Source organism: Variovorax sp. RO1, from assembly GCF_002849325.1.
GTDB lineage: Bacteria > Pseudomonadota > Gammaproteobacteria > Burkholderiales > Burkholderiaceae_C > Variovorax.
The window spans coordinates 2,325,715-2,340,362 of sequence record NZ_PKMT01000001.1 but is presented as its reverse complement, the minus strand read 5'-3'; the positions used below and the strand labels follow the sequence as shown (position 1 = coordinate 2,340,362).

Annotated in this window: 13 protein-coding genes; 2 read left to right on the top strand and 11 right to left on the bottom strand. The window is 66.9% G+C overall.

Going from position 1 to position 14,648, the window contains the following annotated elements:
• Window position 1: 1 nt before the first annotated feature.
• Entirely contained in the window at window positions 2-1,357 is a 1,356-nt protein-coding gene (locus CY658_RS11115; RefSeq protein WP_257884820.1) for an MATE family efflux transporter, read from the top strand.
• A gap of 19 nt (window positions 1,358-1,376) precedes the next feature.
• Here CY658_RS11115 and phoR read toward each other — a convergent pair whose 3' ends face one another.
• Genes phoR through pstS form a run of 7 tightly spaced genes read right to left on the bottom strand, consistent with a single transcriptional unit; the run spans window position 1,377 to window position 8,048 of the window.
• Complete coding sequence (gene phoR, locus CY658_RS11110; RefSeq protein WP_180838912.1) at window positions 1,377-2,714, bottom strand: phosphate regulon sensor histidine kinase PhoR; 1,338 nt, start codon at window positions 2,712-2,714, stop codon at window positions 1,377-1,379.
• A 44-nt stretch (window positions 2,715-2,758) separates the two neighbouring features.
• On the bottom strand, window positions 2,759-3,451 hold the full coding sequence (phoB, locus tag CY658_RS11105; RefSeq protein WP_007836652.1) for a phosphate regulon transcriptional regulator PhoB: 693 nt from the start codon (window positions 3,449-3,451) through the stop codon (window positions 2,759-2,761).
• Between the two features lie 31 nt (window positions 3,452-3,482).
• On the bottom strand, window positions 3,483-4,184 hold the full coding sequence (phoU, locus tag CY658_RS11100) for a phosphate signaling complex protein PhoU (RefSeq protein ID WP_099797075.1): 702 nt from the start codon (window positions 4,182-4,184) through the stop codon (window positions 3,483-3,485).
• Window positions 4,185-4,205: 21 nt separating this feature from the next.
• Window positions 4,206-4,991, bottom strand: coding sequence for a phosphate ABC transporter ATP-binding protein PstB (gene pstB / locus CY658_RS11095; RefSeq protein ID WP_101490131.1), 786 nt, complete (start codon window positions 4,989-4,991; stop codon window positions 4,206-4,208).
• A 17-nt stretch (window positions 4,992-5,008) separates the two neighbouring features.
• Window positions 5,009-5,896, bottom strand: a complete 888-nt coding sequence (gene pstA / locus CY658_RS11090; protein WP_101490130.1) for a phosphate ABC transporter permease PstA — start codon at window positions 5,894-5,896, stop codon at window positions 5,009-5,011.
• Window positions 5,893-6,975, bottom strand: a complete 1,083-nt coding sequence (pstC, locus tag CY658_RS11085; protein WP_099789954.1) for a phosphate ABC transporter permease subunit PstC — start codon at window positions 6,973-6,975, stop codon at window positions 5,893-5,895. The genes pstA and pstC overlap by 4 nt, the downstream gene beginning before the upstream one ends.
• Window positions 6,976-7,013: 38 nt before the next feature.
• Complete coding sequence (pstS, locus tag CY658_RS11080) at window positions 7,014-8,048, bottom strand: phosphate ABC transporter substrate-binding protein PstS (RefSeq protein ID WP_101490129.1); 1,035 nt, start codon at window positions 8,046-8,048, stop codon at window positions 7,014-7,016.
• A gap of 250 nt (window positions 8,049-8,298) precedes the next feature.
• Between pstS and CY658_RS11075 the strand changes: the two genes are divergently transcribed.
• Entirely contained in the window at window positions 8,299-9,819 is a 1,521-nt protein-coding gene (locus CY658_RS11075) for a Ppx/GppA phosphatase family protein (RefSeq protein WP_101490128.1), read from the top strand.
• A gap of 6 nt (window positions 9,820-9,825) precedes the next feature.
• Here the strand turns inward: CY658_RS11075 and CY658_RS11070 are convergent, their stop codons facing one another.
• The 4 genes from CY658_RS11070 to CY658_RS11055 all read right to left on the bottom strand — a co-directional run bounded on the left by CY658_RS11070 (window position 9,826) and on the right by CY658_RS11055 (window position 14,634).
• Window positions 9,826-10,677, bottom strand: coding sequence for a hypothetical protein (locus CY658_RS11070; RefSeq protein WP_101490127.1), 852 nt, complete (start codon window positions 10,675-10,677; stop codon window positions 9,826-9,828).
• Between the two features lie 228 nt (window positions 10,678-10,905).
• A complete protein-coding gene (locus tag CY658_RS11065; RefSeq protein WP_180838933.1) occupies window positions 10,906-11,367 on the bottom strand; it encodes a SixA phosphatase family protein in 462 nt (153 codons plus the stop codon).
• Between the two features lie 31 nt (window positions 11,368-11,398).
• A complete protein-coding gene (gene ppk1 / locus CY658_RS11060; protein WP_101490125.1) occupies window positions 11,399-13,726 on the bottom strand; it encodes a polyphosphate kinase 1 in 2,328 nt (775 codons plus the stop codon).
• Window positions 13,723-14,634, bottom strand: coding sequence for a GNAT family N-acetyltransferase (locus tag CY658_RS11055; protein WP_101490124.1), 912 nt, complete (start codon window positions 14,632-14,634; stop codon window positions 13,723-13,725). Before CY658_RS11055 ends, ppk1 begins: the two co-directional genes overlap by 4 nt.
• Window positions 14,635-14,648 lie beyond the last annotated feature (14 nt).

The following is a 14,648-nucleotide window of genomic DNA, read 5'->3' as shown; positions in this document are numbered from 1 at the left end:
CGTGAGCAGCACGCACGGGAGCGAACGCGGACTCATCGCACGGCACGCCGGCACGGTGCTGATCGGCCAGCTGGCCGTGATGGCCTTCGGCGTGGCCGACACCATCATCGCGGGCCGCTATTCCGAAGGCGCACTGGCCGCACTGTCGGTGGGCGCCGCGATCTTCGTCAGCGTGTATGTCTCGCTGATGGGCGTGCTGCAGGCGCTGCTGCCGGTGTGGGCCGAACTGCACGGCGCCAACCGGGGCAGCGAAATCGGCCGCTCGGTACGCCAGTCGCTCTACCTCGCGGCCATCGCCGTCGTGGTCGGCATGACCGTGCTGCTGTTGCCCGGTGCGGCGCTGCGCTGGACCCAGGTGCCCGCCGACATGCGCGGCGAGGTCGAGGCCTACCTCGCGGTGCTGGCCTTTGCGCTGGCGCCCGCCCTGCTCTTTCGCCTCTTCAGCACGCTGAACCAGAGCCTGGGCAAGCCCAAGCTCGTGACCTGGCTGCAGCTGGCCTCGCTGCTCGTGAAGCTGCCGCTGTCGGTCTGGTTCACTTTCGGCGGTGCCGGCCTGCCGGCGATGGGGCTGGTGGGCTGCGCCTGGGCCACGCTGTGCGTGAACTGGGCCATGCTCGGCTGCGCAGTCTGGTTGCTGCGCCACGGCGCGTTCTACCGCGGTTACCAGCTGTGGGAGCGCATCGAGGCGCCCGACTGGCGCCAGATCCGCCTGTTCGCGCGGCTCGGCGTGCCCGGCGGCCTCGCGGTGCTGGTGGAAGTGACGTCCTTCACGCTGATGGCGCTCTTCATTGCGCGCCTGGGCACCGCTGCGGCGGCCGCGCACCAGATCGCCTCGAACCTGCTGGCCGTGGCCTACATGACGCCGCTGTCGCTCGCCATCGCGACCAGTGCGCGCGTGAGCTTCTGGCTCGGTGCCGGCGACACCGCCCGGGCGCGCCATGCCTGCCGGCTGGGCTTCGAGCTCACGGCGCTGTTCGCGCTGCTCTATGCCGGCGCCATGGCCGCGTTCCGCTCGCAGCTCGCCAACGTGTATTCCGACAACCCCGCCGTGATCGCGATGGCCTCGGCGCTGCTGGTCACGGTGGCGCTGTATCACATCGCCGATGCGTTCCAGACGCTGTGCGTCTTCGTGCTGCGCTGCTACCGCGTGACGCTGGCGCCGCTGGTCATCTACGGCGCGATGCTCTGGGGCATGGGCCTGGGCGGCAGTTACCTGCTGGCCTACCGCGGCCTGGGGCCGTGGCCGGCCATGCAATCGCCGCTGGCCTTCTGGCTCATGAGCGCCGCGGCGCTGGCGCTTACCGCATTGCTGTTCGTCGCGCTGCTGCGCTGGACGATGAAGGCGCGGGCCCGCTGAAGGCCGCGCGGCTTGCTGGCTACTTGACCATCACGCGTGCTTCGCGCACGCGCGTTGCCGGGAACAGCAGCGCAAAACGGCTGCCCTTGCCCACCGTGCTTTCGATGCGCAGCTCGGTCCCGTGGCGTTGCGCGATGTGCTTCACGATCGCCAGCCCAAGCCCCGTACCGCCGGTCTCGCGCGAGCGGCTGCGGTCGATGCGATAGAAGCGCTCGGTGAGCCGCGGAATGTGCTCGGCGGCAATGCCCGGGCCTGTGTCGCGCACAGCGTACTCACCGCGCCCGTCGGGCAGCACCCGCCACGTCACGGCCACCTCGCCGCCGCCGGGCGTGTAGCGGATGGCATTGGTCACGAGATTCGACATCGCGCTCTGCAGTTCGGTCGGCGCACCCGACAGCTCGGATTCGGCTTCCGACGTGAACGTGAGCCGGTGCCCCTGCGGCGTGAGCCGGCCCGACAGGCCGCGCCCTTCATCTTCGCACTGCGCCAGCAGCGCGCGCATGCGCACCCACTGGTTGCCTGAAGGCGCCGCGCTGCCTTCCAGCCGCGACAGCGTCAGCAGGTCGTTCACCAGCGTTTCCATGCGGTGCGACTGCTGCCCCATCAGCGACAAGTAGCGCGTGCGCTCGTCGGCATCGAGCGGCAGGTTCTGCAGCGTCTCGACAAAGCCCGCCAGCACCGTGAGTGGCGTGCGGATCTCGTGCGACACGTTGGCCACGAAGTCGCGCCGCATCGCCTCGGCCTGCTCCAGCGCCGTGATGTCGCGCGTGAGCAGCATGCGCCGGTTGCCGGCGTAGGGATGCACCTGCACCGACAGCCGCGCCGGATGGCCGCGATGCTGCGCATGCACGAGGCCGGGCGCGTCGATGACCACGTCGCGGCTGTAATTCCACGAGGCCAGGTAGGCCACGAACGCCGGATCGCGCACGAGGTTCGCCAGGTGCTGCAGCAGGTCGCGCTCGGCATCGATGCCGAACTGCCCCGCCGCCGTCTGGTTGCACCACTCGATGCGGCCCTGCTCGTCGAGCAGCACCACGCCATTGGGCGAGGCCTGGATCGCGGCCAGGAACTCCTGCAGCCGGTCTTCAGCCTGCCGGGTCTGTTGTTCGCGCTCGCGCAGCAGCTTGCGGATGCGCTCCGACAGCTCGCCCCACACCCCCGGCCCGCGCGATGGCAGCCCGGCCGCGTCGTTGCGCAGCACGCGCAGCAGGCGTTCGGCGCGCCAGGCATCGAAGCCCAGCCAGAGCACCGCGCCCAACCAGGCGCCCAGCCAGCCGTATTTCCAGCCGAAAAGGCCGACAGCGCCCGCCGCAATTGCGAGGGACGCTATAAAAAAGGTAGCAATACGAAAAGGCATGGCGGGCGATTATCCGCGCCCGCCGCCGAAGCTCACGGCGTTGCTCACACCGTGACTTGGGCCGTCAGCCGGTAACCCGCACCGCGCACGGTTTCCACCATGGGCGCGGCCGCACCCAGCGACTCGCGCAGGCGCTTGACGTGCACGTCGACCGTGCGTTCCTCGATGTAGACGTGGTCGCCCCACACCTTGTCGAGCAGCTGCGCACGGCTGTGCACACGCTCGGCATGCTGCATCAGGTAGGCCAGCAGCTTGAACTCGGTCGGACCGACCTTCAGCGCCCCGCCCTGCCACGTGACGCGGTGGGTGGAGGTGTCGAGGGCAAGCTCGCCGATCTCGACGCGCTCGGTCACCACCTCGGGCGCACGGCGGCGCAGCACGGCGCGGATGCGCGCCAGCATTTCCTGGGTGGAGAACGGCTTGGTGATGTAGTCGTCGGCACCGGCATCGAGGCCGGCGACCTTGTCGGGCTCATCGCCGCGCGCCGTGAGCATCAGGATCGGGATGGCCTTGGTGCGCGGGTCTTTGCGCCATTGGCGCGCGAGCTGCAGGCCGCTCTGGCCCGGCAGCATCCAGTCGAGCAGGATCAGGTCCGGCAGGAAAGCGTCGATTTCGCGCTGGGCAGCGGCGCCGTCTTCGGACCAGATCGGCTCGAAGCCGTTGTGGCGCAGGTTGACGGCGATCAGCTCGGCGATCGAGGATTCGTCTTCGACGATCAGGACTCTTGGTTTCTTCATGCGTTCTGGGGAGTCTTTGCGGCGACGGTCGTCACTGCAATGCCGACTCGATTTCCTCCATCGAAGTGTGCCGCACATCGGCGCCCTTGACGATGTAGATGATGAACTCGGCGATGTTCTTGGCGTGGTCGCCGATGCGTTCGATGGCCTTGGCCAGGAACAGCAGGTCCAGGCTGGCGGAGATGGTGCGCGGGTCTTCCATCATGTAGGTGACCAGCTTGCGCACGAAGCCGTCGAACTCCTTGTCGATGAGGTCGTCGTCCTTCAGGATCGACAGCGCGGCGGCCGTGTCCAGGCGCGCAAAGGCGTCCAGGGCGGTGCGCAACAGGTTCGAGGCCAGGTCGGCGGCAATGCGCAGCTCGGTGGTGGGCAGCTGGCGGGCCGATCCGCTTTCGATGATCGACTTGACCATGCGCGCAATCTTGTTGGCCTCGTCGCCGACGCGCTCCAGGTTGGCGGTGGTCTTGCTGATGGCGATGAGCAGGCGCAGGTCGCGTGCCGTGGGCTGGCGACGCGCAATGATCGACGACAGCTCGCGGTCGATCTCGATCTCCATCGCGTTGACGCGGTGCTCGGTCTCCATCACGCGGTCGGCGGCTTCGGGGTCGAACTGCAGCAGGGCGTACACGGCCTGGTGGATCTGCGACTCGACCATGCCGCCGAGCTCCATCACGCGCGACGAGACGCCGTTGAGTTCGCTGTCGAACTGGCTGGAAAGGTGTTTCTCGGTCATGGTGTTTCCTTTGACTTCAACTCAACCGAAGCGGCCGGTGATGTAGTCCTCGGTCTCCTTGCGCTGCGGCTTGAAGAACATCTGTTCGGTGGCTCCGAACTCGATCAGGTCGCCGAGGTACATGTAGGCGGTGTAGTCGCTGCAGCGGGCAGCTTGCTGCATGTTGTGGGTCACGATGACCACGGTGTACTCGTTTTTCAGCTCGGCAATCAACTCTTCGATTTTCGCGGTCGAAATCGGATCGAGTGCGGAGCAGGGTTCGTCGAGCAGCAGCACTTCAGGCTTGATCGCGATGCCGCGTGCAATGCACAGGCGTTGCTGCTGGCCGCCCGACAGGCCCGAGCCGCTTTGCTGCAGCTTGTCGCGCACTTCGGTCCACAGGGCCGCCTTCTTCAGGGCCCACTCCACGCGGTCGTCCATGTCGCTGGCCGAGAGGTTCTCGAACAGCTTCACGCCGAAGGCGATGTTGTCGTAGATCGACATCGGGAACGGCGTGGGCTTCTGGAAGACCATGCCGATCTTGGCGCGAATGAGCGCCACGTCTTGCTTCGACGTGAGCAGGTTCTCGCCGTCCAGCGCAATGGTGCCTTCGGCGCGCTGCTCGGGGTACAGCTCGAACATGCGGTTGAAGGTGCGCAGCAGGGTCGACTTGCCGCAGCCCGACGGGCCGATGAAGGCCGTGACCTTGTTCTCGGGAATCTCGAGGTTGATGCCCTTGAGCGCGTGGAACTTGCCGTAGTAGAAGTTCAGGTCCTTGACCGAGATCTTCGAGCGCGACGGTTGTTGTTGTGCGACGGTGTTTGGCATGTTGGCGCCTTCTTGATTTAGTGTTTGTTGCGCGTCAGCACGCGCGCCAGGATGTTGAGGGCAAGCACGGCGACGGTGATCAGGAACACGCCGGCCCAGGCCAGTTGTTGCCAGTTCTCGTACGGGCTCATGGCGAACTTGAAGATCGTGACCGGCAGGCTGGCCATGGGTTGGCTCACGTCGGCGGTCCAGAACTGGTTGTTCAGCGCGGTGAAGAGCAGCGGCGCGGTCTCGCCGGCGATGCGGGCCACGGCCAGCAGCACACCCGTGACCACACCGGCGCGCGCGGCGCGCAGCGTGATGCTCAGAATGACCTTCCACTTCGGCGTGCCCAGTGCGTAGGCCGCTTCGCGCAGGCCCGGCGGCACCAGCTGCAGCATGTTCTCGGTGGTGCGGATCACCACCGGAATCACGATGAGCGCCAGCGACAGTGCACCGGCCAGGCCCGAGAAGGTCTTGAAGTAGGCCACCACCACCGCGTAGACGAACAGGCCGATCACGATCGACGGCGCCGACAGCAGGATGTCGTTGACGAAGCGCGTGATCGAGGCCAGCAGGCCCTTGGGGTTGTATTCGGCCAGGTAGATGCCGGCCATGATGCCGATCGGCGTGCCCACGAAGGTGGCCAGCGACACCATCACGAACGAGCCGAAGATGGCGTTGGCGATGCCGCCCGCCTCGTTCGGCGGCGGCGTCATTTCGGTGAAGGTGGCGAGCGCCAGGCCGCCGATGCCCTGGCGCAGCGTTTCCCACAGGATCCACACCAGCCAGAACACGCCGAACGCCATCGCGGCGAGCGACAGCGTGAGTGCGATCTTGTTGACGCGGTTGCGCGCGGCGAACCTCGCCTGGCGCGTCTCGGCCAATGTCTTGGCGTTGATCAGGTTTTGCGCAGTGGTGCTCACGACTTGGTTCCTTCGCTCTTCTTCATCTGAGCCAGCAGCATCTTCGAGAGCGACAGCACAACGAAGGTGATGAAGAACAGCACGAGGCCGAGGTACATCAGCGCGGCCTGGTGCAGGCCCGCGCCGGCTTCGGCGAATTCATTGGCCAGTGCCGAGGTGATGCTGTTGGCAGCCTCGAACACCGACAGGGAGTTGAGCTGGTTCATGTTGCCGATCACGAACGTGACGGCCATGGTTTCGCCCAGTGCGCGGCCGAGGCCGAGCATGATGCCGCCGATCACGCCGGCCTTGGTGTAGGGCAGCACAACCTTGGAGACGACTTCCCAGGTGGTGGAGCCCAGGCCGTAGGCCGACTCCTTGAGCAGCGCGGGCGTCACTTCGAACACGTCGCGCATCACCGAGGCGATGAACGGAATGATCATGATCGCCAGGATGATGCCGGCCGACAGAATGCCGATGCCCACGGGCGGGCCCGACACCAGGGCGCCGAGGTACGGCACGCCGGCCAGCAGCTTCTGCAGCGGCTGCTGCACCCAGGTCGAAAGAATGGGGCCGAAGACCAGCAGGCCCCACATGCCGTACACGATGGACGGCACGGCAGCCAGCAGTTCAATGGCGGTGCCCAACGGGCGCTTGAGCCAGTTGGGCGAGAGTTCGGTCAGGAACAGCGCGATGCCGAAGCTCACCGGCACGGCAATCAGCAGTGCGATGAACGAGGTGGCCAGCGTGCCGTAGATCATCACGAGGCCGCCGTACTCGTCCTTCACCGGGTCCCACACGCTGCTCGTGAGGAAGCCGAGGCCGTACTTCGCAATGGCGGGCCAGGCGCCGACGACCAGCGACAACAGGATGCCGATGAGCATCGCAAGCGTCAGCAGCGCGGCGCCCTTGGCGGCCCAGCCGAAGATGCGGTCGGCCATGGGGCCGGAACGGGGCGCCTTCACGGGCGGAGGAGGAGCGGCAGAGGTGCGCGCGCGCTCGGCCGCGAGGTCGAGGGAGGCGGCAGCAGGGAGAGTGGATGACACGGGTCGCTCCGGCAAAGACGAAAGCGGCGCGTCCTGGAGCGAAGAGTTGCTCATGGGCGCGCCGTCCTGGAGGGTGGATGAAGGGTTGCTTCTTACTTGAACGCGACCGGCTTGCCCGATGCGTCCTTCACTTCACCCCATGCCTTGGCGATGGTGGCCTTCACGGCGTCGGGCATCGGCACGTAGTCGAGGTCGTCTGCGGTCTTGTCGCCGCCCTTGTAGGCCCAGTCGAAGAACTTCAGCACGGTGGTGGCGCTGGCGGGCTTGTCCTGCACCTTGTGCATCAGGATGAAGGTGGCGCCGGTGATGGGCCACGAATCCTTGCCGGCCTGGTTGGTCAGCACCTGGTAGAAGCTCTTGTTCCAGTCGGCACCGGCGGCGGCAGCCTTGAAGGCGGTGTCGTCGGGCGAGACGAACGTGCCGGCGGCGTTCTGCAGTTGGGCGTAGGTCATCTTGTTCTGCTTGACGTAGGCGTACTCGACGTAGCCGATCGAGTTGGGCAGGCGGTTCACGAAAGCGGCGACGCCTTCGTTGCCCTTGCCACCCGCGCCGGTGGGCCAGTTCACGGCCGTGCCTTCGCCGACCTTCGACTTCCACTCGGCGTTGACCTTGCTCAGGTAGTTGGTGAACAGGAAGCTGGTGCCCGAACCGTCGGCGCGGCGAACCGGGGCGATGGCGGCGTCAGGCAGGGCCAGCGAACCGTTCAGTGCCTTGATGGCGGGGTCGTTCCACTTGGTGATCTTGCCCAGGTAGATGTCGCCCAGCACCTGGCCGTTGAGCTTCAGCTCGCCCGGCTTGATGCCGGTGATGTTGACCACGGGAATCACGCCGCCGATGACGGTGGGGAACTGCATCAGGCCCTTGGCTTGCAGTTCGTCGTCCTTCAGGGGCGCGTCGGAGGCGCCGAAATCGACGGTCTTGGCTTCGATCTGCTTCAGGCCAGCGCCCGAGCCGACCGACTGGTAGTTGATCTTGACGCCGGTGGCCTTGTTGAAATCGGACGCCCACTTGGCGTACAGCGGTGCGGGGAAGCTGGCGCCGGCGCCGGTCACGTCTTGGGCAAGGGCGGGAAGGGAGAACAGCGCGGTCACGAGGCCGGCGGTTGCAAATTTGAACGTCGTTTTCATAAAGCTTCCTTGAGAAGTAAGAAGTAGTCCCTTTTGGGGCTCGAACGGACTCTAAAAAGCTTTTGTGACATCGCTGTGACACCCCCTCTGTCGAGGGAAAATGCCGCTGCGCCGGGCGGGTTGTGTGTGACGCTGTCACATAACCGTCATTCGCCCCGCCTAACCTCCAGCCCTCGCCGTGACGCGATTCGGGAGGCGGCGCCTGCTGTCACGGCGCTACGATCAGAGAACCGCCCTCTTCACTAGAACAATGCAAAACGGCACCCGCCTCGCAGCAGTCGATCTCGGCTCCAACAGCTTCAGGCTGGAAATCGGCCAGGTCGACCACGGACAGATCCACCGCACCGAGTACCTCAAGGAAACCGTGCGCCAGGGCAACGGCCTGGACAGCGCACGCAATCTCACGACCGAAGCCATGCAGCGCGGCTGGGACGCCCTCGCCCGCTTCGGCGAACGGCTGGCCGGCTTCAAGCGCTCGCAGGTGCGCGCCGTGGCCACGCAGACCTTGCGCGAAGCGCGCAACCGCGAAGAATTTCTGTTGCGTGCGCGCACCATCCTCGGCTTCGGCATCGACGTGATCCCGGGCCGGGAAGAAGCCCGCCTGATCTACCAGGGCGTGGCACACCACCTGCCGCACACCGACGCGTCCGACCAGGAACGCCGGCTCGTCATCGACATCGGCGGGCGCTCCACCGAAATGATCATCGGCCAGGCGCTCGAGGCCGAGCGCATGGAGTCGTACCGCGTGGGCAGCGTCGCCTGGTCGATGAAGCATTTCGGCGAAGGCCAGTTCACCGCCCCCGCCTTCCGCGCCGCCGAAGTCGCGGCCAAGGCCGTGCTGGACGATGCACTGTCGAGCTACACCCGCGACCAGTGGGACGTGGCCTATGGCGCCTCCGGCACCATCGGCGCCGTGGGCGACGTGCTCGCGGCAGCCGGCGGCGAAGCGGGCCTTGTCACGCGCGACGGCCTCGACTGGCTGCTCGATCGCCTGCTCAAGGCCGGCAGCATCGACAAGCTGCGCATCGACGGCATGCGCGAAGACCGCAAGGCCGTGATCGGCGGCGGCCTGAGCGTGCTGCGCGCGGTGTTCGATCTGCTCGACATCCAGGAAATGAAGGTCGCCCAGGGCGCCCTGCGCCACGGCGTGCTGTACGAATTGCTCGAACGCGACGACAGCGTGGCCGACATGCGCAGCGCCACGGTGGCCCGGCTTGCCACGCGCTTCGCGGTCGATACGGCCCAGGCCAAGCGCGTGAGCGACACCGCCGCCGCGCTGTTCGTGCAGCTCGCCCCCGCCGCGCGCGGCGGCAGCACATCGAGCCGCGCCGGCCGCGCGCTGCGCAAGCTCGGCTGGGCCGCGCAGCTGCACGAGATCGGCGCGCTGGTCTCGCACAGCGACTATCACAAGCACGGCGCCTACATCCTCGACAACGCCGACGCGCCGGGCTTTGCGGTGAACGAACTGCACGCGCTCGGCCAGCTGGTGCTGGGCCAGCGCGGCAAGCTGCGCAAGCTCGAAGCTGCGCTGGACGACGAGACCTTCGTGATGCAACTGCTGGCGCTGCGACTGGCCGTGATCCTGTGCCATGCGCGCCGCGACCCCGACCCGAAGGCGCTGAACCTCGCGGCACTCGGTGCCAGGGCCTTCACGATCGCCTGCGCGCCCGATTGGGCCGACGCCTATCCGCAGTCGGCACACCTGCTGCGCGAGGAAGTGTTGGCCTGGCAGAAAACCAGCAACTGGCGCGTGGAACTCAGCGGCGCCTGAGCCGTTTCACTTCGTGTCGATGCCGGCCGTCTGCGTGACGGCCGCAGCGCTGGCCTTGCGCGGCTCGTCTTCCCCGAACAGGCTGACATAGGCCGGCTGCACGATCTGGTCAAGCCCGCGCTTCAACCCTTCGCGAGCGCCTGCGGTGTCCTTGAGCAGGCCGTCGTACAGGAGATAGGTCGGCTCGCTCACGTCGGCGACCTGCAACGTCTGGCCCACGACGGACTGCTTCTCGTCCCTCAGCAACTGTTCCACCCAGACGTACGGCTTGAAGCTCGATGTCGCATCGGCCGCACCATAGGACGTCGTGATCCGCAAGATCAATGTGCTGTAGCCGGGCGTCGGCTGGAGTTCCTGCACCTGCATCTGCGCGTGCTCTCCGGTCGCACGCAAGAAAGGCGTCAGCTTCACCTCGCGGCCACTGTCCCGCAGGCGCACCGCCAGTCGCTCTGCGAACTGCCTGTTGAGCCCCATGGTCACTCCACTGTTCTTCACTGCGGCCGTGAACTCCTTGCTGCGCTGGTCGGTCCGGGCGGCCATCGTCAGTCGGCTGTTGGTATCGACGGAGATTGCCACCAGCGCAGCGATGGGTCCCAGAAACCCTGCGAAGCCCGTCAGCCCCGACCCGCCGCCATCCGTGACGATCAGTTGGTCTTCCTGGTTATAGATGAGCTCGATCTTCTCGATCGAACGGGCGACATCGTGACGGGTCGGCGGCACCGGCGCGGCGGTGTTCGTCGCGCACCCCGACAGCAGGGCTGCGGCAACAAGCAGAAAAATCAGCGCCTTCAACCGCATGTCCACGTCTGCACGCAGCATGTTCATGAAGCTTCCTGGCAGTGTGTTGAGCGGTTTCATGCGTCTTCCCCAGTGATGTGGTCGACCGGCACCGCTTCTTTCCCGCATCGGCGTCAAAAGCACGTGGCCGTGGAGTCACACTGTAGAAATTGCGCCGCACGCGCGCATGAGTCGTCCGCCCCTTTTTCCGGGAGACAAGCGCCCTGCCACCTCTGCCCGCGACCGTGACAAAGCGCCCGTCTGGAAGCGTCAGGCAGGGGTGTTCGCGGCGAAGGTCCGCGGGAGAAGCTAGAGAAGCTCGGGCGCCTGCACTGTCACCACGACGGTCTGCACATCGCCGTCGCGCTCGCGGGTGCGGATCCACCACACCGAGCCCTTGCGCACCGGGCAGCTGTCCTGCTTCAGGCCGAGCAGCAGCGAGATCGCCTGCCCCAGCGAAGGCTGGTGGCCAATCACCAGCACCACCGACTTGCCGTTGGGCCAACCGGTGGCAGCCAGCAGTTCGTCGGGCGTGGTGTCGGGCGACAGCTCGGAACGCAGCTTGTACTTGCGGCCCAGTGCCAGCGCGGTCTGCTCGCAGCGGCGCGCCGGGCTGCACACGATGCGCGTGCCGTCGGGCAGTTGCCGGTCGAGCCAGGAGGCCATGCGCTTGGCCTGTTTTTCGCCGCGCGGCGTGAGCGAGCGCTGCATGTCGTCACACCCTTCGGTCCAGTCCTCGGCTTCGGCGTGACGCCAGAAGATCAAGTCCATGCTCATCGTCTTTCGAACTTCTTCTTCAACTTCAATTGGAGGGCGCATCACGGTGGTTTCCTCGTGATGCATAGCGGCCCATCAAGGCGGCCTGGGCGCCATGCGCTTCGATCGCGGGGGACGCGCCCGCCTCGCCGGGGTGCGTGTCGTGGTCGACACGCCGGTAGACGCCGTCGCCGCCCAGGTCCCAGGCGTCGCGGCCATCGTGCAGGTAAGCCACCAGGCACTCGTCGATGAGGCGCTGGCGCAGGTTGGGGTCGGTCACGGGCCAGGCCAGTTCGATGCGCCGCATCATGTTGCGGTTCATCCAGTCGGCGCTCGACAGGTAGAGCGACTCGTCCTCGCCGTGGCGGAAATAGAACACCCGCGAATGCTCGAGGAAGCGCCCGATCACCGAGCGCACGCGGATGTTGTCGGTGAGCCCCGGCACCTGCGCCGGCAGCGTGCAGGCGCCACGCACGATGAGGTCGATCTTCACGCCCTTCTGCCCTGCGCGAATGAGCGCGCCGATGATGGCCTCGTCGGTCAGCGCGTTCATCTTGGCGACGATGCGCGTCGGCTCGCCGCTGGCGGCGGCCTGCCCCAGCGCATCGATGCGCGCGACCAGGTTTTTGTGCAGGTCGAAGGGCGCGAGCCACATGCGGTTGAGCTTGGGCAGGCGGCTCTGGCTGGCCAGGTGGACGAACACGGCTTCCATGTCCGCCGTGAGCGCCGGGTCGGCCGTGAGATGGCTGATGTCGGTGTACAGCCGCGCCGTGCGCGGGTTGTAGTTGCCGGTCGACAAGTGGCCGTAGCGGCGCAGCTGCTTGCCCTCGCGGCGCGTGACCAGCAGCATCTTGGCGTGGGTCTTCAGGCCCACCACGCCGTACACCACCTGTGCGCCGATCGACTCGAGCATCTCGGCCCAGTTGATGTTGGCCTCTTCGTCGAAGCGCGCCTTCAGCTCGACCACCACCGTGACCTCTTTGCCGCGGCGCACGGCTTCGCGCAGCAGGTCCATGAGCTCCGAGTCGGCACCGGTGCGGTAGATGGTCTGCTTGATGGCGAGCACCTGCGGGTCGAGCACCGCGTCGCGCAGGAAGGCCAGCACGCCGTCGAAACTCTCGAAGGGCTGGTGGATCAGCACGTCGCCGCGCTGCAGCCGGTCGAAGAACGACTGCGCCGGCGACAGCGTGACTGGGAACGACGCCACGTAGGGCGGAAAGCGCAGCTGCGGCTCGCCGATCAGGTCGATGAACTGCGTGAGCCGCGCCAGGTTCACCGGGCCGTGCACGCGGTACAGCGCCTGCGGCGGCAGGTTGAACTGGGCGAGCAGGAAGCTCGCGAGCGATTCGGCACAGCTCGCCGACACCTCGAGCCGCACGGCCTGCCCATAGTGGCGATGCTGCAGGCCCTGGCGCAACGCGGTGCGCAGGTTCTTGACGTCTTCCTCGTCGACCGCGAGGTCGGAGTGGCGCGTGACGCGGAACTGCGAGAAGTCGCCCACCTCGCGGCCCGGGAACATGCTCGACAGGTGCGCGCGCACCACGCTCGACAGCGCCACGAACAGCGTCTTGCCGTCCGACACCTTGGCCGGCATCTTGATGAGCCGCGGCAGCACGCGCGGCAGCTTGACGATCTGGATCGGGTTCTCGCGGCCGAAGGCGTCCTTGCCACCCAGGCGCACGATGAAGTTCAGCGACTTGTTCGCCACCTGCGGGAACGGGTGCGCCGGATCGAGCCCCACGGGGATCAGCAGCGGGCGCACCTCGCGCTCGAAATACTCGCTGACCCACTTGCGCTGCGCCGGGTTGCGGTCGCCGTGCGACACGATGTGGATGCCGTGCGTCGCAAACGCCGGCATCAGCTCGTCGTTGTAGAGCGCGTACTGGCGTGCGACCAGCGCATGAGCGGCCTCTGCCAGCCGCTCGAAGGACTCGACGGTGTAGGTGCCCTTGCTGTCACCGGCGCTGCCGGCGATCAGGTGCGGTGCGGCGCGGACTTCAAAGAACTCGTCGAGGTTCGACGACACGATGCACAGATAGCGCAGCCGCTCGATCAGCGGCACTTCGGGCCGGTGAGCCCAGTCGAGCACACGCTCGTTGAAGGAGAGGATGCTGTGGTCGCGGTCCAGCAACGCGAAGGGAGGCGCTTCACCGACGCGCGAAGGGTCAGCGGAGAGGGAGGGCATGGGCACTGATTCTGGAGCAAGTGGCACGGGAGAACACGACGGCTGAAATATGACAGTGTCAACGTCGTTCGTGACAGTTCCATGACATTCGCGTGACGCGCCCTGCCCCGCCGAGAGCGAACCTGACACATTCGACGACAGCGAAGCAGCGTGCGGCCCGGCGTCGGGCCGGATGGCCGCCGGCTTCATGCGCCGAGGAAGTGCTTGCGGTAGCGCGCCGGCAGGTCGTCGATGCGCATCAGCATCGGCAGGTCGGCGGTGTTGAAGTCCGGGTCCCAGGCCGGTGCGCCGAGCACCTTGGCGCCCAGGCGCAGGTAACCCTTGATGAGCGCGGGCGGTTCCACGTCGAGCGCGCTGTCGAGCCGTTCGACCGGCAGCGGCAGGCGCGGCTGCACCTGGTATTGAATCGGTGCGAGGTGGCTGGCCGAGAGCTGGCGCCAGATGCTGGCGGCTGCGTCGCCGCTGGTCACGCCGTTGTGCGACATCGGAATGCTCGCGCAGCCGATCATGGTGTCGAGCTTGTTGCGATGCATGAAGCCGGCCAGCGCGCCCCACAGCGCGAGGATCACGCCGCCCTGGCGGTGCTCGGCGTGCACGCAGCTGCGGCCCAGTTCGACCATGCGCTCGCGCAGGTCGCGCAGGCGGGTCAGGTCGAACTCGGTGTCGCTGTAGGTGCTGCCGACGCGGCGGGCCTGTGCGGGGGTCAGCACGCGGTAGGTGCCGATGACCTGGCCGGTGAGTTCGTCGCGCACCAGCAGGTGTTCGCAGAAGTCGTCGAACAGGTCGATGTCATGGCCGGCCAGCGGCGTGGTCAGGCGTGCGCCCATCTCGCCCACGAACACATCGTGGCGCAGGCGTTGCGCGGCGCGCACGTCGTCCAGATGACGCGCCCAGCTCACCGTGATGCCCGGCTTGCTGGCCTCGGCGGCCGGCGGCACGATGACGGCCAGCGGCGCGGCGGGGACCGACGTACGGGTGGCGACCAGTGCAGCTGCAGCGGCAACAACAGCGGGGGTTCCGGCGGCGGGTGCAGGCCACAAGGCTGCGCGCAGTCCGAGCTGCGAGAGCGGAAACGTCGGGTTCGGCAGTTCTTTCATGGGAAATCCCTTTC

Excerpts from the sequence above, each read along its gene's own strand:
- phoR (WP_180838912.1), bottom strand. The coding sequence starts at position 2,714 with ATGCCTTTTCGTATTGCTACCTTTTTTATAGCGTCCCTCGCAATTGCG.
- phoB (WP_007836652.1), bottom strand. The coding sequence starts at position 3,451 with ATGAAGAAACCAAGAGTCCTGATCGTCGAAGACGAATCCTCGATCGCC.
- phoU (WP_099797075.1), bottom strand. The coding sequence starts at position 4,184 with ATGACCGAGAAACACCTTTCCAGCCAGTTCGACAGCGAACTCAACGGC.
- pstB (WP_101490131.1), bottom strand. The coding sequence starts at position 4,991 with ATGCCAAACACCGTCGCACAACAACAACCGTCGCGCTCGAAGATCTCG.
- pstC (WP_099789954.1), bottom strand. The coding sequence starts at position 6,975 with ATGAGCAACTCTTCGCTCCAGGACGCGCCGCTTTCGTCTTTGCCGGAG.
- pstS (WP_101490129.1), bottom strand. The coding sequence starts at position 8,048 with ATGAAAACGACGTTCAAATTTGCAACCGCCGGCCTCGTGACCGCGCTG.
- CY658_RS11075 (WP_101490128.1), top strand. The coding sequence starts at position 8,299 with ATGCAAAACGGCACCCGCCTCGCAGCAGTCGATCTCGGCTCCAACAGC.
- CY658_RS11070 (WP_101490127.1), bottom strand. The coding sequence starts at position 10,677 with ATGAAACCGCTCAACACACTGCCAGGAAGCTTCATGAACATGCTGCGT.
- CY658_RS11065 (WP_180838933.1), bottom strand. The coding sequence starts at position 11,367 with ATGGACTTGATCTTCTGGCGTCACGCCGAAGCCGAGGACTGGACCGAA.
- ppk1 (WP_101490125.1), bottom strand. The coding sequence starts at position 13,726 with ATGAAGCCGGCGGCCATCCGGCCCGACGCCGGGCCGCACGCTGCTTCG.
- CY658_RS11055 (WP_101490124.1), bottom strand. The coding sequence starts at position 14,634 with ATGAAAGAACTGCCGAACCCGACGTTTCCGCTCTCGCAGCTCGGACTG.